Here is a 20,609-nt window from a genome sequence, read left to right as displayed (position 1 = left end):
ATGTTTCTTTACCAGTCAATAGCTTGTTCCTCCTTTTTCTTCAAACACTAAATAATTATATGATTGCAGAGTCTGCGGATAGATGGGCTGATTTTTTTTCAGCAAAAACAGGATCGTGTTTTTCATCGATGCAATCAGCGCCTGATTCAGATTCGTTTCAGCGATTTTGCGCACTTCCTCAGCACCAGGAAAAATTCTTCCTGGCTCAATGTAATCTGCCACATAGATGATTTTATCGAGCAGCGTCATGTTTTCTCTGCCTGAGGTATGATAGCGGATCGCATCAAGGACTTCTTCATCCTCTATCCCCGCTTCCTTTTTCACAAGGTACGCCCCTACAGGAGCATGCCACAGCTCTGGACTGTGAATCAGCAGATCAGGGGACATCTTCTGCTCCGTAATAATCTGCTTCATTTCTTCCTTGCTGCGGAACTTTGCATAATCGTGAAAAATAGCAGCTGTTTCTGCTTTTTTGAGGTCTCCCCCGTACCTTTGAGCGAGCTCGGCCGCCGTTTCCATCACGCCGATTGTATGAACATATCTGTGTTCTGTTAATTGTTCTTTTACAATAGCAAGTGCCTGATCACGATTCATATAAATGATTCTCCTCTATATACCCTATCACTTCTTCAGGCAGCAGAAAATCCGCCGACTGCTGCTGCCTGAACCGTTCCCTGATCATTGTGGAAGAAATCTCAATGATCGGAGCAGTGACTTCACAGACAGGATAGGTTGTCTCTGTTTGATATCCTTCCCGTTTCACTCCGACAAATTGAACAAGTTCAGTAAGCTTGTCTATATTATGCCACTTCGGCAAATATTCGATCATGTCCGCTCCAATGATAAAATAAAACGAGCAGTCAGGGTATTGTTCCTTCAAAAGGACAATCGTGTCATACGTATAAGAAGGTCCGACCCGCTCAAACTCAATACTCTGAACCTTAAATTCCGGCTTCTTTTCTGTACACAGCCTGAGCATATGCATGCGGTGAAGGCTGTCTGATATTTCTTCTGAGTCTTTATGGGGAGGGTTCTGGTTCGGCATGAACCAGATCTCATGAAGGTGAAGAGCACTTAGAACTTCATTTGCCATAATTAAATGTCCAAAATGAGGAGGATCGAATGTTCCTCCGAATATCCCAACCTTCTTCATCCTTCAACCTCCTTGTTATCTAGGCAGCTTCAGCTGCTTATTCTCTCTGGACTCTTTGTACAGAACAATCGTATTGCCGATCACTTGTACAAGTTCAGCTCTTGCGCCTTTTGAAAGGGCTGCTGCAACTGTATCTCTGTCTTCTTCGCAGTTTTGCAGCACACTTACTTTAATTAGTTCTCTCGCTTCAAGCACATCTGCAATTTGCTGAATCATATTGTCATTGACCCCGCCTTTGCCTACTTGAAAAATCGGGTTCAAATGGTGAGCTTCTGAACGCAAAAAGCGTTTTTGTTTTCCTGTTAACATGAATTTCCTCCTAATTGTGCAAATACCAGCTTACTCATTCTTGCAGTATCCGGTTTTTCACCGGTCCATATTTCAAATGAAAGGGCCGCTTGATAAACAAACATGCCAACCCCGTTCAGGATTCTCGCACCTGCTTTTTCCGCTTCTGTCAAAAAAGCGGTTTTTACTGGGTTGTACACGATGTCGCTTACAATCGTCCCTTTTCGGATGCTGCTTGCCGCAAAGGGCTTTTCTGTTTCATTTGGATGCATGCCGATGGCCGTTGTCTGAATGATGACATCATAATCAGATAAAAGGGATTCCGCCTCGTTTAATGAAAAGACGTTTCCCTTTACCTTATGCGGACACTCCTGCATAAGCATGCGGGCTTTTTCAGGCGTCCGGTTGGCAAGATCAATGGCTGATGCGCCTTCTGATGCTAGTGTGTAAAAAATCGCCCTGGCAGCCCCTCCAGCACCGATAATCAAATACCTCTGCTCATGCAGAGGCTTTTCCGTCAGCTGCTTCAGTGATTCCAAATATCCCTGTCCATCTGTATTATACCCGATTAATCTGCCCTCTTTATTCAAAACCGTATTAACAGCGCCAAGCAGCTCTGCGCTTTGATCAAGTTCATCCAAAAAGGGGATAATGGCGATTTTATGAGGGATGGTAACATTAAATCCGGCAATGCCAAGCGCTCTTGCACCTTCAACCGCAGCTTTAAGGTGTTCTTTTTCCACATGAAAAGCATGATAGGCCGCACTTATTTTCTTATGCTGAAGCTGATCATTATGAATCAGCGGCGACATGGAGTGTCCGACCGGACATCCAATAAGACCGTATACTTTGTTCAAAAGAATCTCTCCCCGTTAAATTAAGGATGATCTTAATGTAACATTTACACCTTTAGGCGCATAAGCCGTTACTTTTTTGTTTCCTTCGTTGACAGTCACCCATCCAAGCCCGGAAAAGACAATATCGGTCTTATCATCCTTAATTGTAAATTCATGAGGTGTCAGTTCCGGGAAGCTTCCGAGCTGGTCTGTTCTTGGCGGAGTCAGCATGTCTCCTGCATGGCGTTCATACAGCTCGTCTGCATTTTCAAGCTTTGTGCGGTGGATCGTTATTTCTGCAGGCACATAGCACGTAAGAGACGTTCTTCCGCCGCTTACATAGTCAAGACGGGCTAGACCGCCAAAGAATAAAGTCTGAGACTCGTTCAGCTGAAAAACCTTTGGTTTGATCTCTTTTTTCGGAGACAGCAGTTTTAAGTCTCTTTTATCGACGAAATGGGCCATCTGATGATGGTTGATAATGCCCGGAGTATCATATAAAGCTGATCCGTCATCAAGCGGAATTTCAATGAGATCTAGAGTTGTGCCAGGAAAATGCGATGTGGTAATCACATCTTTTTCACCCGTCACCTCTTTAATGATGCGGTTGATGAAGGTGGATTTGCCGACATTTGTGCAGCCGACCACGTAGACATCCTGTCCGTTCCGGTACTCTTCAATCGCTTCAGTGACTTCAGGAATGCCCTGACCTCTTGCAGAGCTGATCAGAAATACATCCACAGCGTTTAATCCGAGTTCCTTAGCTTCCCTTTTCATCCAGTTGGTCAATTTTTGTCTTTTGACCGACTTTGGAAGAATATCTGCTTTATTGCCGACGAGCAGAATCGGATTGCCTCCGACAAAACGCTGAAGGCCGCTCAGCCAGCTGCCGTTAAAGTCAAAGATATCAACGATTTTCACCACAAGTGCGTTCGTGTCGCCGATACTGTGAAGGATTTTCAGAAAGTCATCATCTGTCAGGGAAACATCCTGAATTTCATTATAGTTTTTTAGGCGGAAGCACCTTTGGCAAATAATCTGTTCCTTTTGCAAAGCACTCTCCGGTGCATATCCAAGCTCGTCCGGATGTTCTGTCTGTATTTTCACACCGCAGCCGATGCAGACAAATTGTTCCTCTGTCACGTTTAATCCTCCCACTGAATCAAGCCTTTTCTTTTCAGAACAGCAAGAATTCTTCTTTCAATTTTGCGGTTAAGTCTCGTTACAAAACCGTCAGTAGATGCAACAGGCACGACTAAAATCGTATGAAAACCGTTGCGGTTGCCACCGAGGACATCTGTCAGCAGCTGATCGCCAATCACAACAACATCCTTTTTATCAAGCTCCATGTTTTTCAGAGCTCTGCGGAATGCTTTGCCCATCGGTTTTCTTGCTTTATAGATGAAAGGAATTTGAAGGGGGTCTGAGAAAGAGCGCACCCGTTTCTCTACATTATTAGAAACAATGGTAACCTTGATGCCATGTTCTTTTACATCTTTGAACCATTCAATAAGCTTCGGAGTGGCACTTGGACGGTCCCATTCTACCAGGGTGTTGTCAAGATCCGTAATGATGCCTTTTACTCCCTTGTCTTTTAATGCCTGTGGAGAGATTTCATAAATATTCTTCACGTACTCTCCCGGCAGAAATAATTTCAACATTCTATAAACACCTCATCGGACATTTTTTAGCCAAACTACATCATATCTGATTTTAATCTTTCTTTCAAAAGAAACTTGGCGTTCTGCAGAAATTCAGAAGAAATCCGGTAAATTTTTCGACAATATGTTCGGCCTTCCGTTCTGTGGATAAGTCTATTCACATTGTTCACTCATATAGATTCCTCTGCTGGCAGGATTATAAACAAGATATTAACAGCTTATCCACTTTCTTCTGTGGATAACAGAACGATTGTTCTATTTTATATTTCGTGTTAGATTAAATTTACTAGAAGAAAATAACATAAAAGTATATGCATGGTGCTTATTTTATAGAACATTATTTCCATAATGGAGGTGCAAGCCGGCAAGCCGGCGATCCTATGAGAAAACTTTCCGATGAACTGCTCATTGAATCCTACTATAAAGCGACAGAAATGCAGCTGAGCGAAGATTTTATAGAACTGATCAAAAAAGAGATCAAACGCCGGTCATTGACTCACGTTTTAAAAGCTTCGGGCTGACTTTTAAAACGTGAAGCTCCCTTCTTTAACGCTTAACAGCCAATCCCCCGAAAACCTAAACCTCTCTCCCCCAGCCTCTGCAAATACCGCTTTTTTCTTTTCAAAAAGGAGAACAGCAGTCGGTCCAAAAGAGAAATAAGCCAGCTCCTCTAATTTTTTAAGCCTTTCCTTAGCATGAGTCAATTCAATCGTATTTAAAACAGCCCCGGCATTAACATTAATTGATGATTAACCTGGACGAATCACATGATTTGGGTTATTATCAAATGTTCATGCTTCTTTTTTATGCTTTTCTAAAGAAATCATTGGAAAATTCTTGTTATCAATGCTCATCCTCCAAAAAAATATCTTTACTACTGTCAATATCATGCATAGAATAAAAGTAGGCCTGAATAGGTCATTTATGTTACTTAAGGAAGTGCCATTATGTTTTTAGCAGGCTATATCGATGCCACATTAAAAAAAATAAAAGCAAATACCGCCAACATGCTGACCCTTGTCAACCTAGGCCTGGGCGGCTTCGCCATAATCTATACTCTTAACGACGTGCTGAAGCTGAGTCTTCTGCTTATTTTTCTTGCTGCTCTCGCTGACAGGTTTGACGGAATGGTTGCCAGAAAATTCAACATCGAGTCCGAGCTCGGCAAACAATTGGATTCAATGAGTGATATTATATCATTTGGTGTTGCTCCGGCACTACTTATTTATAAAGGAATTCTTTTTGAACTTGGGGCGCCGGGAGCTTTTTTCGCCGTTTTATTTATAGGATGCGGTGCTTTCAGACTTGCCAGATTTAACATTACAGAAAACTGCGGATTTTTCAGCGGCCTGCCAATAACGGCAGCCGGATGCATTGCAACGCTCAGTTATTTATGGAAAGACTTCATGCCGGTGCATTTCTATATGTTCCTTCTGATGATTCTTTCTTTTTGCATGATCTCATCCTTCAGAATCCGAAAAATGTAAAAAACACCTCAGCCGAGGTGTTTTTTTTGGCTATTTGCAGTAATAGTTATTGTAGTAATAGCCTCCTCCTAAAACAAGCAGCAGGATCAGCAATACGACAATAAAAGCGTACCAATAGCCAAAGCCCGCATAAGGTGCATAGGGATAAGGATAAGGATATGGTGCAGGCGGTCCGTAGAATGGTGTGCATGAGCGCATAAGTAAGACCTCCTTTTGAGCTGTTCCCTCTAAATTATGTGATACTCAACTAATTTGTATAGGCTATAGCCATAGATTGTCAGCGCATTTAATAAATATTGCCTATTTTTCAAAAAAAGGGTTTACAATTTATCTGTTAGTGGATATAATTACCATTGTAATCAAAACCACGAAAAGGGAGGTCGAATCAAATGTCAATCATGTCAGCACAATCTAATTCAGCTCAATTGAATATACGTCTATTCGGCCGAACTGGTAAACGGTAATTATCCTATTGTCCTTACCGCCGCAGGTTGAGTAGCATCATCCTGCGGCGTTTTTATGTCCATTTTTATAAAACGCGACACGCCACAGGTATGCCCTGCGGCGTTTTTGTGTTCTCTGGGGATTTGAACAGCCTCTCCAGTGTATTGCAGCGGAAGGAACTTGACTCCTGCGGGATGAAGAGGGCACTGAAGATCCCGCAAGCGCAGCGAGGAAGCTTCAGGCACTCCCCGCGGAAAGCAAGTTCCTGGAGCGGAAAGGAACGGTATCGTTTACCAAAAACCTGTACTCATTTTTAACATTTCAAGGAGGTGAGAAAAAATGACGATCAACTTATTATTTGTATCACTTACAATCAACCGCAGAAAACAGACGCTTGAACAACTGCAGCATGAAGAACAAGTTTTCAAATCGTATGAAGCCATGCAGAATAAATGCTTCCAAATGTATAACGGCATCTAATGCACAGCCAAACTCATCAAGAAACAGCAGGAGGTGAAACTATATGACGATCAACCTATTGTTTGTAAGCCTGACAATCGAACGCAGGAAAAAATCAATCGAAGAGATCCACCACGAAGAACAGGTCTACAAATCTTATGAAGCCATGATGAACAAATGCTTCCAAATGTATAACGGAAACTAATACCCAATCATACTTAAAAAACGAAAGGAGAGAGCGAAAATGATGATTCAAATGAAACTCAGAATGCACCTTAATGTGGAGAAGGATACCGCGTAGCACGAAAAGCGGAATCAGCCGTTTAGCTCCGGGAGTCAGATAAGGAAGCGGCGGAAAAGGCGCTTTTTGCCTTTTTTGACGATTCCGTTCTGACAGAGGAGTTGGCTGATGGAGCTGGACACCACGAAAAGCGGAGCCGACCGTTCAGCCCTGACAGGCAGAAAAGAAATCACCGGAAAAGTCCGGGGTTGACTTTTTCGGTGATTTTGTTCTGACGGAAGGGCTGGGAGGCGGAGCTGGACACCACGAAAAGCGGAATCAGCCGTTTAGCTCCGGGAGTCAGATAAGGAAGCGGCGGAAAAGGCGCTTTTTGCCTTTTTTGACGATTCCGTTCTGACAGAGGAGTTGGCTGATGGAACTGGACACCACGAAAAGCGGAATCGCCTTGTTCAGCTCCGAAGGACAGAAAAGGATTCGACGGAAAAAGCCGGTTTTGCTTTTTGCGGCGAAGCCGTTCTGGCCGAGGAGTTAGGCGATGGAGCTGGACACCACGAAAAGCGGAATCAGCCGTTTAGCTCCGGGAGTCAGATAAGGAAGCGGCGGAAAAGGCGCTTTTTGCCTTTTTTGACGATTCCGTTCTGACAGAGGAGTTGGCTGATGGAGCTGGACACCACGAAAAGCGGAGCCGACCGTTTAGCCCTGACAGGCAGAAAAGAAATCCCCGAAAAAGTCCGGGTTTGACTTTTTCGGGGATTTTGTTCTGACGGAAGGGCTGGGAGGCGGAGCTAGACACCACGAAAAGCGGAGCCGACCGAAACCTGACATAAACCAACATAAAAAAGCGAAGATCTTTTTAAAGATCTTCGCTTTTTTCATCCCTTCCCCTTTTGCCGGCCCTTCTGCTGGCCCTTTTTTTCCTTTTCCGCCCGGTAAAATTCGTGGAACATCTTCATGAGAGCCCTCTTTTCGATCCTCGACACGTAGCTCCTTGAGATGCCCAGCTCCTTAGCGATTTCGCGCTGCGTTTTCTCTTTTTGCAGGTCAAGGCCGAATCTGCCTACAATCACTTCTTTCTCCCGCTCATCCAGAATATCGATAAATTCTTTTACTTTTTCAAGTTCCATGTTCAGCTGAATCGTATCGATGACGTCTTCTGACTCAGATTTAAGCACGTCAATCAGGCTGATTTCATTCCCTTCTTTATCCTGGCCGATCGGATCATGAAGGGAGACATCCTTTTTGGTTTTCTTTAATGCTCTCAGATGCATGAGGATTTCATTCTCAATACATCTTGCCGCATACGTAGCAAGCTTTGTGCCTTTGCCTTCTGAATAGCTCTCAATTGCTTTTATCAGACCGATCGTGCCGATTGAAATAAGGTCCTCCGAGTCCTCGCCTGTATTTTCAAATTTCTTAACGATGTGCGCCACCAGCCGCAGATTGTGCTCGATCAGCATATTACGGGCATGCTCATCCCCTGTTGCCATCAGCCTTAAGTATTTTTTTTCTTCGCTAGCTGACAATGGCTGAGGGAAGGCATTGTTTTTGACATAAGATACTAAAAAAACCAGCTCTTTTAATAAGTATCCTAATGCAGCTAAAACTCCTGACATTGACCCACCTCCACGAACAGATTGTAGGCAGCTGCCTATAATCAAGTCTATGTCCGGAAGGGTGTGAAAGTGTCTGTACTACGAAAGATTGCGGAAGTCCTTCCAGTTTTTCACCAAAAATTAAGCGCATACATTATGACATTTTTGAAAACTCTATTGATTCTTCCTTCTTTTTCATCAATAATGAATGCTGGTGCTGTCAAGCCCTTAGCCATCTTATGTTGGAGGTTGTTTTTTTGAAAAAATATTTGTCTCTAGCCGCTTTTCTTTTGTTTTTTCTGCTGCTGATCAGCTGCGGAAACCGTTCAGATAGATATACCATTGTAGCCTTTGGCGACAGCAACACGCGCGGAGCAAACTGGACCATCCGAAATTATCAGGATACAGATAAATGGGTAAACCTGGTCAAATCCACTCTCCCTGTAAACGATGGACAGACGTTCATTCATAATGCAGGAATTGGAGGAGAAACGACCGAGGATGCAAGAAAACGGTTTAAACGGGATGTGCTGAACACAAAACCCGACCTTGTTTTCATCATGTTTGGAACGAATGATGCTGTGATTCTGCCAAATGGGCAGCCAAAAGTCACACACAGCCGCTTCAGGGAAAACCTGCTTTATTATGTAAATGAGATTAAAAAGAACGGCGGAAAGCCCGTTCTGATGACATGCCTTCCTATCGTTGAAGGAAACGGCCATGACAAGCTTTACTACACGAGATATCCTAAAAAACTCTATTCCCATACAGACGGGGCACGGAACTGGCATAATTCCTATAATGACATTACCCGTGAAATTGCGTTTAAAAATGACATCACCTTAATTGACAACTGGACTACTATGGTGCAGGCTGCAGGAGGCGACTCCGATGAACTGCTGCTGAAATCAGGAATCATTGATCCGTCCGGAAATCATATGACTCCTCATGGTGCAAAGCTGATCTATGAATCCATCTTAAAGAGCAAGGTGCTTAACCAATAAAAAGAACCCGTTCAGAAAACGGGTTCTTTCTTTATTTATAGTAGAAGACTATGCCTGGTCCTGTTCATCCAGCTGTTTTTTATAATCGAGAGACCGTTTAAAGCAGAAAAAAGCTCCGATCAGGAAGAGTGCAGTTGTGCCCATCATCGCGTATTCCTGAATATCGCCAGGTTCCCCTCCCTTTACAGGAATGAGCATGCCGATATATAAAAAGACGCTGACTGCAAGAAGGACAAAAGCATATCTCTTAAAGTCTGTCATTAAGTGCTTTACCTGTTTTGTATTCAAACCAATCACCTGCCTGAATATGTGTCTATAAAAACCTTAACATATCAGAGCAGGCAATGATGCAGGCAAATTCAGGCAGCAGAGGAATTAGTTTAATGCATTTTTCAGATCTTCAACAAGGTCTTCTGCATCTTCAATGCCCACGGAAATCCGGACAAGGCCATCTGTGATGCCAAGCTCTCTGCGGCGCTCTGCCGGAATGGACGCATGCGTCATTTTAGCCGGAACTGAAATCAGGCTTTCAACTGCGCCAAGACTCTCTGCCAAAGTAAAGTATTTTACTTTTGAAAGAACTTCTTCTGCCTTTTCTTCGCTGCCGACATCAAACGAAACCATTCCGCCGAATCCGCCTGACTGCTTTTTCGCGATTTCATGGTTAGGATGATTTTTAAGTCCCGGGTAAAATACTTTTTCAACTGCCGGATGCTGAACTAGAAAATCTACGATTGCTGCCGTATTCTTCTCATGTGCTTCCATACGGAGAGCGAGTGTTTTAATACCGCGCATCAAAAGCCATGAATCCTGAGGACCAAGTACTCCGCCTGTCGAGTTTTGAACAAAGTGAAGTTCTTCTGCCAGTTGTTCAGATCCTGCGACTACAAGGCCTCCTACTACGTCACTGTGTCCGCCAATGTATTTTGTTGCACTGTGCAGGACGATGTCAGCTCCCATTGAAAGCGGGGTTTGCCAGTATGGCGTGCTGAACGTGTTGTCTACGATCGTCAGCAGTCCGTGTTTTTTCGCAAGTGCCGCTGCTGCTTCAACGTCCGTAATTTTAAGAAGCGGGTTTGTCGGTGTTTCGATGAACAGGGCTTTCGTGTTTTCTTTTACCGCCGCTTCAATTGTAGAGAGGTCACTTGTGTCAACGAAGGTAGAATCAATGCCCATACGGTTAAGAACCTTTGTCATTACACGGTACGTTCCGCCGTAGACATCATCAGTCAAAATCACATGATCTCCGCTGTTGAAAAGCATCATGACACCGGTTATGGCAGCCATGCCGGAACCAAACGCAAAGCCTGCATGACCTCCCTCAAGGTCCTTGATCAGCTCTTCCAAAGCATGACGGGTAGGGTTTCCTGTGCGTGAATACTCGAATCCCTTGTGATTGCCGACCCCGTCCTGCTTATAGGTGCTTACCTGATAAATAGGTGTTGATACCGCTCCTGTGTGCGGGTCACCGACAATGCCCCCGTGAATCATTTTTGTTTTCTGTTTCATGCTAGATTCCTCCTTCGTAAATCTTTTTGCTTAAATACCGTTCGCTGCTGTCAGCAAAGATCGTCACAATGTGTGAGCCCGGGGCCGCTTTTTCTGCCTCAAGAAGCGCTGCATGCATAGCTGCACCTGCTGAGCTTCCGACTAAAAGGCCCTCTTTCATGGCAAGCTCTTTCACTCTTTTAAACGCGTCCGTGTCCATGACTGTATGAATACTGTCAAAATACGTTTCATCCATATAATCCGGAAGGAATTCCATTCCGATTCCCTCTGTTTTGTGCGGTCCTGATTCTCCGCCGTTCAAAATCGATCCCTCCGGCTCGACGATAACGGTTTTCACACCGGGGTTTACCTCTTTTAAATACTGCGCCGTTCCCATAAATGTTCCGCCGGTTCCTGCCCCTGCGAGAAACACATCGATTTTCCCTTCGAGCTGCTCCCACAGCTCAGGTCCAAGCGTTTTATAGTACGTCAGCGGATTTGCAGGATTCCCAAACTGCTGAGGGCAGTAGGATCCGGGTATCTTCTCACAAAGCTCATGCGCTTTCTTAATGGCGCCTTTCATCCCTTCTGCTGTCGGGGTATTTACAACTTCTGCCCCGAGCGCTCTCATGAGATCCTGTTTTTCCATGCTGAACTTTTCGGGGACGCACACAATCACATTTACATTCCTGCTGATTGCGGCAAGCGCAAGTCCAATGCCCGTATTGCCCGCGGTCGGTTCAATAATCGTTCCGCCTTTTTTTACCTTGCCTGTTCTTAGTGCTTCATCTATCAGTTCTGCGCCAAGACGATCTTTAATGCTGCCGCCCGGATTCATAAACTCCAGTTTTGCAAACAGCCGCACGCCGTTTGGAAGCGGAAACTGTGTCAATTCCATCAGAGGCGTTCTGCCAATCAGTTCTTCAATGCCTTTTACGACTTTCATTCTGTCCACTCCTGTGATAAGAATGTCTGCACTCTTATCCTGTTATCCTTAAAAAAGAGGATCATTGCGATCCCCTCTGTTTTTAGCTTTTTAATGCACGGACAATGCTTAAAACAAGCTCTGCAGAGTTTTTCGCAGCTGTTTCCAAGTATTGTTCGAATGAAACATCCGATTCTTTTCCTGCAATATCAGACAGGGAGCGGATGATGACAAACGGTACGCCGAATTGATGGGCAGTCTGGGCTATGGCCGCAGCCTCCATCTCAACAGCGTAAAGGTCTTCAAATTTTGTTCGGATGTATGCGACTCTTTCAGGATCATTCATAAACGAATCACCGGTGGCAATCAGACCTTTCACAACCTGAATGCCTTCCTGTTCCTCGGCCTGCTCGGCAGCAATTGCAACCAGTTTTTCATCCGGAAGGAAAGCAGCCGGCATGCCGGGCACCTGACCGTATTCGTAGTTAAATGCTGTCACATCTACATCGTGATGTCTTACTTCTGTAGAAATGACGACGTCTCCTACATTCAGGGATTGATGAAAACCTCCTGCTGAACCTGTGTTAATGACCACGTCCGGTTTGAAGCGGTCAAGCAGGATAGCGGTGCTTACTGAAGCATTTACCTTCCCAATTCCTGATTTCAGCAGGATGACGTCCATCCCGCTGTATGTTCCAGTTGTAAATTCGCTTCCAGCGATGGTTTCGGTTTTTGCATGTTCAAGCTGATCTCTTAAAATAGAAACTTCTTCTTCCATTGCTCCAATGATGGCTGCTTTCATTTATTGATCCATTCCTTTCAAAAGGGGTTTTTGGCCGGCATCAGCCTGAAACGCTGTCGGTATTATTTTTTTACGGCTTCTATCAGCCACACAAATTCGTTGAGCTGCGTGAAGTCGGCAGTGAATGAATGTTTTTCAAGGATGCCGCGCATGACTGAATGTGTCGTGTAATATTCTGTTTCAAGGTCGGCTGCCAAGTTTAAGTAGTGCTGTTTTTTTGCTTTTTCGATCATGGCCTCGTAAGCCTCCTGATCTTCAAACATTGTGTCAGCAAACACTATTTTACCACCTTTGCCGAGAAGACGGGCATAAATTGCGACAGCTTTCTCTTTTTCTTCATCTGTTAGATGATGAAAAGCATATGTGCTTACAACCGTGTCAATTTCCCCTTCTGGAACAGGGAAGGTGAGAAAATCACCGTCGCTGATCTGAGCCACGTTCCCAAGCTTTTCAGCTGCTTTTTCTCTCATGGTCTTTGATGGTTCAATTCCGTAGACCTGCTTTCCTTTTTTCAGCAGTTCTGCTGTCAGGTTGCCGGTTCCGACTCCAAATTCAAGGACGGATTTTCCGGATTTGGATGCTACAGCATCAAGAATGGCGCTGTAGCCGCTGAACACTTCTTTATATTCTTCATCATGTCCGACTACTGTCGAATCATACGAGTGAGCCCAATCTTCAAATAGTTCTACAAATTCTCTTCCCATCATGCACCAATCCTTCGATGATAATTTAAATAATTCCTATGTGTATACTATGATTTAAAAATAGAACTGTTCTTAATTTACCACATGGTTTGTTTCAGAGGCAATGAAAAGACTTTCCAGAAGGGTATTTTATGCGATATTCTATAGAAAAGCGGAAGCGCCCGTTTTGCTCCGGCAGTCAGATAAGAAATCACCCGAAAAGTCCGGGTTTGACTATTTGGGGGATTTTGTTCTGACAGAGGAGTTGGGCGCTGCAGCTGGACAAGGTGTCAAGTCCCTTTCCGCTGCAATCCACTAAGGTTCAAACTTAATAACGTTTCTAAACAGCAGATGAGAATACAATTGGAGGCATCTAATATGTTTAAACTGGAGTTTATCAAAGATAAAGTCGAATTTTTCGAGTCGGAGAAGCTTTCAGATCTTGAGAAGAAGATCAGCGAGCAGATTGAGATCAATAAAGCGATTCTGCTTGAGGTGCATTCGGTTTCCCACCAGATGCATGTAAGTGAAGAAGGAAGACGGTTTTACAGCGCTGCGGTCCATTTTAAGGCAAAGTAAAAAGGTGAGACGCGTGTCTCACCTTTCATTAATTTTCAGGCTGTTTCAGTTTTTCGACTCTGACCGGCTTCCAGCCTTCATTTTCAACCCAGGTAATCTCTACTTTGTAATTTTGTGTTTTGTCTTTTGAAGAAATGGTTCCTTTTGCATCATTCGGACTGCCGTTGTTTCCGATAAACCAGATGGTCATATCTGATTCACTCAGTCCAGTAGCATAGCTCATAGCCTGAATCATTTCAGCCCAGTCCTGTGAGCTTTTGTCATATTGGGCAACGTGAGGCTCAGATTGCGAAGTTCCAACCGGTTTCCAGCCTGGATTTTCAATAATCTGATCTACGTTTGAATTCGGATCGCCTTCTGTTACGACAGGTTCTCCGGCTTCTTCATTTTCTTCGCCGTTTTCTTCGGCGGTTTCTTCTTTGTCAGCTTCATCTGCATCTTCTGTGCTGTTTTCTTCGCTGTTCTCTTCAGACGCTTCAGCCTGTTCTTTTTCTTTATCTTGTTGTCCTTTATTCTCATCATTCTTGACGGTACCTGATGCCGTCTCTTCGTTTGCTTTTTCTGACGCCTTTTCGCTGTCATTTCCGCCTAGCAGCAGCTGTGATCCAATGACAAGAATTAAAATGGCTACAATTCCAATTAAAATGTTCAGGACAACATTTGCTTTCCGGCGTTTATCACGGTTTTCAAAGCGTGATCCTTTACTTAGATTGCTCAAGTGCATTACACTCCTTTATCCCTCTAACATTCTGTCTTATTCTATCATTAGATTGCAATTCTATCTAGTAGAAGCATTTTCTAATCGGGATAATTCAGCTGCAACATCATAAAAGATGCTGTTGGCCGAGGATGTTTCACTTTGCGTATCCAGTTCAACAACTGCAAGGGCATATTTGGGATTGTTTGACGGGAAATAGCCTGCAAACCATTTGTGGACAGTTTTATGTCCTGTTTCAGCCGTGCCTGACTTTCCCGAAACTTCAAATGGCAGCGACTGAAATCTTCTGCCGGTTCCGTCTTTATCTGTTACAACGAGCCTGAGCAAATGCTGAAGTTTGGACGCTGTATAAGGAGAGATGCCGTCACCTTCCATATCCTGATCCGGAAATTCAAACATGGTTGTCCCGTTTTTATAAAGAATGCTGTCAGCAATCTTCACCTGCTTTTTTTCTCCTCCGCGCGCAATCGTCGCCATCATGTTCGCTGCTGCAAGCGGGGTTACGCGGACGTTTTTCTGCCCGATTGCCGTCTGCGCCACAGCACGAAACGCTCCTTTATCACGCGGGTCGTCCCAAATAGAAGGAGACTTCTCTTCAGGAAACTGCCTGAACTGGTTATAATGAAACACATTTCCGCTCCAGCCATTTTTTTCAGTCAAGCCTAATTTCCCTGCAAATTCCTCAATGGTCTGTTTGTCTTTTTCAATCAGCTCATCAGCTGTCGTTGTAAACGTGTAGTTGCAGCTTCTTGCAAAACTGCGTTCGAAATTGAGGATTCCCATGTCAGAATCATCGTCATGTTTACCATACATATCCAGCTGGCAGTTATACGAATTTTTCAGCTCCAGCCCGCTTTCAATCGCGGCAGCTGCAATGACCGTTTTAAAAACGGAGCCCGGGATTTGCGGAGTCAGCATATGGTTTATATGTGAACCGGAGTCTGACCTTTCAATCGCCGGTTTGCTTACCATCGCCAGCACTTCACTCGTTTCAGCGTCCAGGAGCACAAGCCCCCCTTTTTTAATGCCGTATTTCGTGACGACCGCATCCGCCATATTCTGTATCCTGCTGTCAATGGTCGTTTTGACGCTTACAGGATAAAAGGGATTTGCGTTTGCAATATACTTGACGTTTATGCCAAAGAGCGGATTTCCATCGCCGTCCACATGGTATAAAAGCTTTGTTTCTGCATCCGGAAGCAAAAATTCATCAAATGCTTTTTCAAGCCCGGTAAAGCCGACCTGCGTTTTGGAGGAAAGCTCCTTCTTATCCGGGTAGCGTTCTCTCAGTACATCCGGACTTTCTCCTGTGATGCCGATCATATGGTTTGCTGCTTCATCCTTCTTTTTTGCCTGCTGGTAAATGGCGAAAACTCCCGGAATCTCAAGGTCATTGATCGTATCCATTTCGGACTCGGTCAAGGTAATTCCCTCTGCAGAACCCATGATCAGCGGTTTGTGAGCATCCTCAAGCATATTTTCGAGGTCAAATGCAGAGTATCCGGTTATCTGAGCCAGTTTTTCTTTTGGCCACTCAATGTTTTTCAAAAACGGAAATAATACGAGTTTGGATTCCTGAAAATTTCCGACAGGAAGGAGATTTCTGTCCACAAACCGGCCGCGGCCGTCGTCAATCATGACTTCCTGCGTTCTCTGGCCTACACTCTCTTCAATTAAATTGACGTTTTCTCCCCCAAAGGATTCAGTGTTTATAAGCTGGATGTCAGCAAGTCTTGCAATCAGTACAAGCATGCATATAAAAATAAAAGCACCCGTCCATTTCATTCTCTTCTTCATTATCATCAAAAAAACACCTCGCCTTTGACTAGTGTCGACGAGGTGTTTTCTTATTAAACCTGCTTACTTAACGTTTGTGATTCTTACTTGCATTTCTCCGCCCGGAGTCTGCACGTTTACTTCATCTCCAACCTGGCGGCCCATGAGGCTCTTTGCGATTGGGGAATCATTTGAGATTTTGCCTTCAAATGGATCAGCCTCAGCGCTTCCGACGATTGTATATGTTTCTTCATCGCCGTTTGGAAGTTCAATAAATGAAATGGTTTTGCCGAGAGTGACAACATTTGAATCTGCATCATCCACAATGATTTTAGCATTGCGGATCATATTCTCAAGTGTTGTTACACGTCCTTCAACAAAAGCCTGTTCTTCTTTGGCTGAATCATATTCCGAGTTCTCAGACAGGTCTCCGAAGCTGCGCGCAATCTTGATTCTTTCTACAACTTCTTTGCGTTTGACCGATTTTAAGTATTCAAGTTCCTGCTCAAGCTTTTCTTTACCTTCAAGTGTCATAGGAAATACTTTTTCTTGTGCCATGATCTCACTCCTTCTAGTATAACTGCCCCCAAAATCAATTGGTATGTAAGACTGCACTGTGATAACGGCGGAGCAGTTGCTGCTCCCGCACGGTTTATGCATATGCTGAAGTGTCAGGTCATCTCAAAAACGACTGGCCGGGTATTTGCTTTATGTAGCTTAAAAGCAAGCCCTGGGCTTGCTTTTAAGACATCGTTCTTTTTCCGATGAAGCTTTCTGAACATGGGGATTTTCATCCGGTTCATAAAAGCTGTGAGAAACTTTAACAGCCTATACATAATATGGTCACAGTACTCTTTATCTATGCTATGTTATTACAAAATTGCGTTTAGTTCAAGAATTGTTTGAATCTTTGTAACCATAAGGTCGATGGCCACATGGTTCTGGCCGCCTTCAGGTATGATAATATCCGCATAGCGCTTTGTCGGCTCAATGAACTGGTTATGCATTGGACGGACAACGGAAACATACTGCTCAATGACAGAGTCAATCGTTCTTCCGCGCTCTTTTATGTCGCGAAGCATGCGTCTGATGATCCTGATATCTGCATCTGTATCAACGTACAGCTTAATATCCATCAAATTGCGCAGTCTCTCGTCCTCAAGAACAAGAATGCCTTCAAGAATAATGACGTCTTTCGGCTCAACGAGCAGGACATCTTCCGAACGGGTATGAAGCTTGTAGTCATAGACAGGCTTGTTGATGGCTTCGTAATTTAAAAGCTGTTTAATATGCTCAATCAAAAGCGTGTTGTCAAACGCAAGCGGGTGATCATAGTTTGTATTCAGCCTTTCCTCAAACGGAAGATGGCTTTGATCTTTATAATAAAAGTCCTGCTCCAGCATTAAGATGGAATGGCCTTTAAAGTAATCATAAATGGACTTTGTCACACTGGTTTTTCCGGAGCCTGAGCCCCCGGCTACCCCAATGACAATGGGCTTTTTCCCCATCAGTTCACTTCCCCTTCCGCATCATGTTATTTGGGAAGACTTTTCGGTCTGCTTTAAACCTCACAATTTGCAGAGGGTGACGGGCTGCATCAAGAACGTTTCCATCTTCATCCCACAGCTGCTCAATTTTTTGCGTGAAGTTTTCCATTTCAGGGCCAAAGAATTCAACTTCGTCTCCAGGCTTGAAATAGTTGCGCTGCTGCAGTGTAACCATGCCAGTCTCTTCATTGTAATCAAGTACAAGACCAACGAAGTCAAACGTTGTTTTCTTGCCGTGAATGCCGAACATTTGCTCCTCTGTTCCTGGAACACCTTCAAAGAAAGCAGGAGCTGTGTCGCGGTTTGCACACTTATCAAGCTCATCAAGCCATTCTTTTTGGATGACAAAATTTTCCGGATCAGCGCAATAAGCATCGATGACCTTGCGGTAAACACTGACTACCGTTGCAACATAGTGAATGGACTTCATGCGGCCTTCAATTTTCAGGCTGTCAATTCCAAGCTCAATCATTTTCGGAATGGACTGAATCAGATTTAAGTCTTTCGGACTCATGGCAAACGCAGCGTCATCCCCGCTGAACAAAGCTTCTTCCCCATTATCTGAGAGCTTGTAAAGATCGTAGTCCCAGCGGCATGACTGACAGCATCCCCCGCGGTTTGAATCACGCGCAGTCATATGATTGCTCAGTACGCAGCGTCCTGAATACGCAATGCACATTGCTCCGTGGATAAAGGTTTCAATCTCAATATCAACTTTTTCTTTCATTTCTTTTATTTCTTCAGCGCTTGTTTCACGTGCAAGCACCACCCGCTCAAGTCCCTCTTCTTTCCAGAACTGAACAGCTTTCCAGTTGGAGAGAGACTGCTGTGTGCTCAGATGCACTTCAAGTTTCGGAGCTACTCTGCGGCATGTTTCGATAATCATCGGATCAGCCACGATAATGCCAGAAACGCCTGCTTCCTGAAGGCCCATAAGGTACTCTTCAAGCCCGTCCATGTTTTCGTTATGGGCAAAAATGTTGGTCGTAACATAAATTCTTGCACCGTATTTGTTTGCAAACTGCACACCTTCAGCCATTTCTTCCAATGAGAAATTATCTGCATTAGAACGGAGGCCGAATTCTTTTCCGCCGATAAAAACGGCGTCTGCACCGTAGTGAACGGCGATTTTCAATTTTTCGAGATTGCCTGCCGGCGCAAGCAATTCCGGTTTTTTCACAATGACGCGTTTGCCGTCTATGATCTGTGAAATGTTATCTGCAGCAGTCACCATCATTTATTCCTCCTTGTTTCATTCCAGCTTCTATTAATAAACGGTTTCTTTAAAGAAAAATCCTGTATCGAGCGGGCGGTTTTCAGGCTGAATGTCTTCAATTTCTGAAAGAAGATCATCTTTTACATTTTCATACTCATCGCGGTCTTCCACGCAGAGATCGATCGCCTTGCGGTATTTTTTGGTTACCTCAATCAAATACTCAGACGTTTGTAGGACACCGTCAATTTTGAAAGAGTCAATGCCTGCATCAATCATGTCAGAGAGCTCATCAATAATGCACATATCATTCGGGCTCATGATGTGTGTGCCGTTTTCGTCCTCATAAATCGGATATTTGTTGCTGCGTTCCTTGTCGTGCAGGAACATCGCTTTTTCACTCTGAATGTTTTCAATCTTCATTGCTTTTCCCTGGTATTCGAAGTAGTTTCCAATGAGGGAGCGCTTGGACTGGAACATGCATGTCATTCCGTGGACCTGAACTTCAATTTCCACTTCTGCATGTTCTTTCGTGTCGATAATCGATTCCATGCTTAACTCACGTGCAAGAACCGCCCGTTTTGCCCCTTTTCTTCCCCAATAATTGCATGTATACCAGTTTGTAGCCGTCGTTTCCGTATTCCAGTGAAGAGGAAGCTCAGGAGCAGCTTCTTTTGCCGCCATGAGAACGGCAGGATCTCCAAATAAAACAGCATCCACGTTGATTTCTTTCAGAAAACGAAGATAATCATACAGATCTTCTATCTTTTCGTTATGAAAAATCGCATTCACAGCGGCGTATACTTTTACATCTTTAGAGTGGGCAATGGCGGTTGCCTCTCTCATTTGGTCACGATTAAATTCACCTGCAAGTCTTAGCCCGAAGCGCTGTTCTCCGAGAACAAAAGCAGTAGCCCCTGCATCTGCAAGGGGGATTAAATCTTCCATCTTGGTTGGTGTGACAATTAATTCAGGTTTATTCATCTTGTTCACCTCTTTTTATACTTACGGCCATTCCATCTCCGACAGGGAAAATCGCTGTGTGATAAGAAGGATGGGACATCAGCCATTCATTGTAGCTGCGGATTTTCCTGAGCAGTGCACGCCGTCTCCGGTGAAACGACATGTCCTCCTCTTCATTCGCAACAAGTCCTTTAAACAGGACGTTGTCCGTTATGATGCAGCCGTCTTTAGAGAGCATCGGCTCGTACATTTCAAAAAATCTCATATACTGACCCTTGGCAGCATCAATGAAAATAATGTCATACGGTCCTTTTTCAGCAATCTGCTCTTTCAGCTGAAGGGCGTCGCCGTGGAGAGCCGTTATTCTGTCACCGAGGCCATTTTCCGTGATATTCTGGGAAGCCTGTTTATAGCGTTCTGCATTTCGCTCAGCCGTAACAATTTCCGCTTGCGGAAGCGCCCTGCACATGCGGATGGCAGAATAGCCGATGGCTGTGCCAATTTCAAGTATTTTTCTTGGCTGTTTCAGCACAAGGAGACTGATCAAAACTTCGATCCCTGTCTTTTCCATAATCGGAACGACGTGCTGTTCTGCATATTTCTCCATCTTTCTGATGGATTCATCCTGCTCGGGAAGAAGGCTTTCTATATATGTTAAAATTGATTCGTTTTCCATTGTCTTCTCCTTTAAACGCCGCACTGGCGGGCGTTCAGGTCTATCTTATCTCATGAAAATAAGAGTTCTACCGA

At 44.2% G+C, this 20,609-nt stretch carries 26 protein-coding genes and 1 pseudogene; 6 read left to right on the top strand and 21 right to left on the bottom strand.

Going from position 1 to position 20,609, the window contains the following annotated elements; translation table 11 throughout:
* Window positions 1–15: 15 nt before the first annotated feature.
* From yqeK to MHB63_15220, 6 genes are read right to left on the bottom strand one after another with little or no spacing between them, the layout of a single operon-like run.
* Window positions 16–594: a bis(5'-nucleosyl)-tetraphosphatase (symmetrical) YqeK gene (yqeK, locus tag MHB63_15245; GenBank protein MEK3807875.1), complete on the bottom strand. Its 579-nt coding sequence runs from the start codon at window positions 592–594 to the stop codon at window positions 16–18.
* Entirely contained in the window at window positions 584–1,153 is a 570-nt protein-coding gene (locus tag MHB63_15240; protein MEK3807874.1) for a nicotinate-nucleotide adenylyltransferase, read from the bottom strand. Before MHB63_15240 ends, yqeK begins: the two co-directional genes overlap by 11 nt.
* A 15-nt stretch (window positions 1,154–1,168) precedes the next feature.
* Window positions 1,169–1,462: a ribosome assembly RNA-binding protein YhbY gene (gene yhbY / locus MHB63_15235; protein MEK3807873.1), complete on the bottom strand. Its 294-nt coding sequence runs from the start codon at window positions 1,460–1,462 to the stop codon at window positions 1,169–1,171.
* On the bottom strand, window positions 1,456–2,298 hold the full coding sequence (gene aroE, locus MHB63_15230) for a shikimate dehydrogenase (GenBank protein ID MEK3807872.1): 843 nt from the start codon (window positions 2,296–2,298) through the stop codon (window positions 1,456–1,458). The genes yhbY and aroE overlap by 7 nt, the downstream gene beginning before the upstream one ends.
* A gap of 15 nt (window positions 2,299–2,313) precedes the next feature.
* The gene (gene yqeH, locus MHB63_15225) at window positions 2,314–3,420 is read right to left on the bottom strand and encodes a ribosome biogenesis GTPase YqeH (GenBank protein ID MEK3807871.1); all 1,107 of its coding nucleotides are present in this window, start codon (window positions 3,418–3,420) and stop codon (window positions 2,314–2,316) included.
* Between the two features lie 2 nt (window positions 3,421–3,422).
* The gene (locus tag MHB63_15220; protein ID MEK3807870.1) at window positions 3,423–3,938 is read right to left on the bottom strand and encodes a YqeG family HAD IIIA-type phosphatase; all 516 of its coding nucleotides are present in this window, start codon (window positions 3,936–3,938) and stop codon (window positions 3,423–3,425) included.
* A gap of 380 nt (window positions 3,939–4,318) precedes the next feature.
* Between MHB63_15220 and MHB63_15215 the strand changes: the two genes are divergently transcribed.
* Entirely contained in the window at window positions 4,319–4,459 is a 141-nt protein-coding gene (locus MHB63_15215; protein MEK3807869.1) for a sporulation histidine kinase inhibitor Sda, read from the top strand.
* A 96-nt stretch (window positions 4,460–4,555) separates the two neighbouring features.
* Here the strand turns inward: MHB63_15215 and MHB63_15210 are convergent.
* Window positions 4,556–4,666, bottom strand: a pseudogene (locus MHB63_15210) (phosphatidylserine decarboxylase).
* 219 nt (window positions 4,667–4,885) lie between these two features.
* Here MHB63_15210 and pssA point away from each other — a divergent pair.
* A complete protein-coding gene (gene pssA, locus MHB63_15205; protein ID MEK3807868.1) occupies window positions 4,886–5,425 on the top strand; it encodes a CDP-diacylglycerol--serine O-phosphatidyltransferase in 540 nt (179 codons plus the stop codon).
* Window positions 5,426–5,455: 30 nt separating this feature from the next.
* Here the strand turns inward: pssA and MHB63_15200 are convergent, their stop codons facing one another.
* Window positions 5,456–5,623 carry a hypothetical protein gene (locus MHB63_15200; protein MEK3807867.1) on the bottom strand — a complete coding sequence of 56 codons (168 nt, stop codon included), beginning with the start codon at window positions 5,621–5,623 and terminating at the stop codon, window positions 5,456–5,458.
* A gap of 585 nt (window positions 5,624–6,208) precedes the next feature.
* On the opposite strand from MHB63_15200, the gene MHB63_15195 reads away from it, so the two are divergent.
* Window positions 6,209–6,349 carry a YrzI family small protein gene (locus tag MHB63_15195; GenBank protein ID MEK3807866.1) on the top strand — a complete coding sequence of 47 codons (141 nt, stop codon included), beginning with the start codon at window positions 6,209–6,211 and terminating at the stop codon, window positions 6,347–6,349.
* Window positions 6,350–6,392: 43 nt separating this feature from the next.
* On the top strand, window positions 6,393–6,533 hold the full coding sequence (locus MHB63_15190; GenBank protein ID MEK3807865.1) for a YrzI family small protein: 141 nt from the start codon (window positions 6,393–6,395) through the stop codon (window positions 6,531–6,533).
* 908 nt (window positions 6,534–7,441) lie between these two features.
* Here MHB63_15190 and sigK read toward each other — a convergent pair.
* Window positions 7,442–8,182: an RNA polymerase sporulation sigma factor SigK gene (sigK, locus tag MHB63_15185; protein MEK3807864.1), complete on the bottom strand. Its 741-nt coding sequence runs from the start codon at window positions 8,180–8,182 to the stop codon at window positions 7,442–7,444.
* A gap of 218 nt (window positions 8,183–8,400) precedes the next feature.
* Between sigK and MHB63_15180 the strand changes: the two genes are divergently transcribed.
* Window positions 8,401–9,165 carry an SGNH/GDSL hydrolase family protein gene (locus MHB63_15180; GenBank protein ID MEK3807863.1) on the top strand — a complete coding sequence of 255 codons (765 nt, stop codon included), beginning with the start codon at window positions 8,401–8,403 and terminating at the stop codon, window positions 9,163–9,165.
* Between the two features lie 48 nt (window positions 9,166–9,213).
* Here MHB63_15180 and MHB63_15175 read toward each other — a convergent pair whose 3' ends face one another.
* From MHB63_15175 to MHB63_15155, 5 genes are all read right to left on the bottom strand, one after another.
* Entirely contained in the window at window positions 9,214–9,453 is a 240-nt protein-coding gene (locus tag MHB63_15175) for a YrhC family protein (protein MEK3807862.1), read from the bottom strand.
* An 87-nt stretch (window positions 9,454–9,540) separates the two neighbouring features.
* Window positions 9,541–10,674, bottom strand: coding sequence for a bifunctional cystathionine gamma-lyase/homocysteine desulfhydrase (locus tag MHB63_15170; GenBank protein MEK3807861.1), 1,134 nt, complete (start codon window positions 10,672–10,674; stop codon window positions 9,541–9,543).
* Window position 10,675: 1 nt separating this feature from the next.
* A complete protein-coding gene (locus tag MHB63_15165) occupies window positions 10,676–11,599 on the bottom strand; it encodes a cysteine synthase family protein (protein MEK3807860.1) in 924 nt (307 codons plus the stop codon).
* A gap of 82 nt (window positions 11,600–11,681) precedes the next feature.
* The gene (gene mtnN, locus MHB63_15160) at window positions 11,682–12,380 is read right to left on the bottom strand and encodes a 5'-methylthioadenosine/S-adenosylhomocysteine nucleosidase (protein MEK3807859.1); all 699 of its coding nucleotides are present in this window, start codon (window positions 12,378–12,380) and stop codon (window positions 11,682–11,684) included.
* Window positions 12,381–12,442: 62 nt separating this feature from the next.
* Window positions 12,443–13,084 carry a class I SAM-dependent methyltransferase gene (locus MHB63_15155; GenBank protein ID MEK3807858.1) on the bottom strand — a complete coding sequence of 214 codons (642 nt, stop codon included), beginning with the start codon at window positions 13,082–13,084 and terminating at the stop codon, window positions 12,443–12,445.
* Window positions 13,085–13,441: 357 nt separating this feature from the next.
* Between MHB63_15155 and MHB63_15150 the strand changes: the two genes are divergently transcribed.
* Complete coding sequence (locus MHB63_15150; GenBank protein ID MEK3807857.1) at window positions 13,442–13,642, top strand: DUF2536 family protein; 201 nt, start codon at window positions 13,442–13,444, stop codon at window positions 13,640–13,642.
* Between the two features lie 28 nt (window positions 13,643–13,670).
* Here the strand turns inward: MHB63_15150 and MHB63_15145 are convergent, their stop codons facing one another.
* The 7 genes from MHB63_15145 to MHB63_15115 all read right to left on the bottom strand — a co-directional run bounded on the left by MHB63_15145 (window position 13,671) and on the right by MHB63_15115 (window position 20,535).
* Window positions 13,671–14,360 (bottom strand): DUF1510 family protein, encoded by a 690-nt coding sequence (locus MHB63_15145; protein MEK3807856.1) that lies wholly within the window; start codon window positions 14,358–14,360, stop codon window positions 13,671–13,673.
* A gap of 60 nt (window positions 14,361–14,420) precedes the next feature.
* Window positions 14,421–16,163: a penicillin-binding protein 2 gene (locus MHB63_15140; GenBank protein MEK3807855.1), complete on the bottom strand. Its 1,743-nt coding sequence runs from the start codon at window positions 16,161–16,163 to the stop codon at window positions 14,421–14,423.
* Window positions 16,164–16,220: 57 nt separating this feature from the next.
* Window positions 16,221–16,694: a transcription elongation factor GreA gene (gene greA, locus MHB63_15135; GenBank protein ID MEK3807854.1), complete on the bottom strand. Its 474-nt coding sequence runs from the start codon at window positions 16,692–16,694 to the stop codon at window positions 16,221–16,223.
* A 314-nt stretch (window positions 16,695–17,008) separates the two neighbouring features.
* Window positions 17,009–17,644 (bottom strand): uridine kinase, encoded by a 636-nt coding sequence (gene udk / locus MHB63_15130; protein ID MEK3807853.1) that lies wholly within the window; start codon window positions 17,642–17,644, stop codon window positions 17,009–17,011.
* Window positions 17,645–17,648: 4 nt separating this feature from the next.
* Window positions 17,649–18,917, bottom strand: a complete 1,269-nt coding sequence (locus MHB63_15125; GenBank protein MEK3807852.1) for a U32 family peptidase — start codon at window positions 18,915–18,917, stop codon at window positions 17,649–17,651.
* Between the two features lie 33 nt (window positions 18,918–18,950).
* Window positions 18,951–19,880, bottom strand: coding sequence for a peptidase U32 family protein (locus MHB63_15120; protein ID MEK3807851.1), 930 nt, complete (start codon window positions 19,878–19,880; stop codon window positions 18,951–18,953).
* Entirely contained in the window at window positions 19,873–20,535 is a 663-nt protein-coding gene (locus MHB63_15115; GenBank protein ID MEK3807850.1) for an O-methyltransferase, read from the bottom strand. The genes MHB63_15120 and MHB63_15115 overlap by 8 nt, the downstream gene beginning before the upstream one ends.
* Window positions 20,536–20,609 lie beyond the last annotated feature (74 nt).

The sequence above is a fragment of the Bacillus sp. FSL H8-0547 genome, assembly GCA_038002745.1.
In the GTDB taxonomy this organism is placed as follows: Bacteria; Bacillota; Bacilli; order Bacillales; family Bacillaceae; genus Bacillus_P.
The sequence above is the reverse complement of the archived record's forward strand: the minus strand, read 5'-3'. Positions and strand labels throughout refer to the sequence as shown.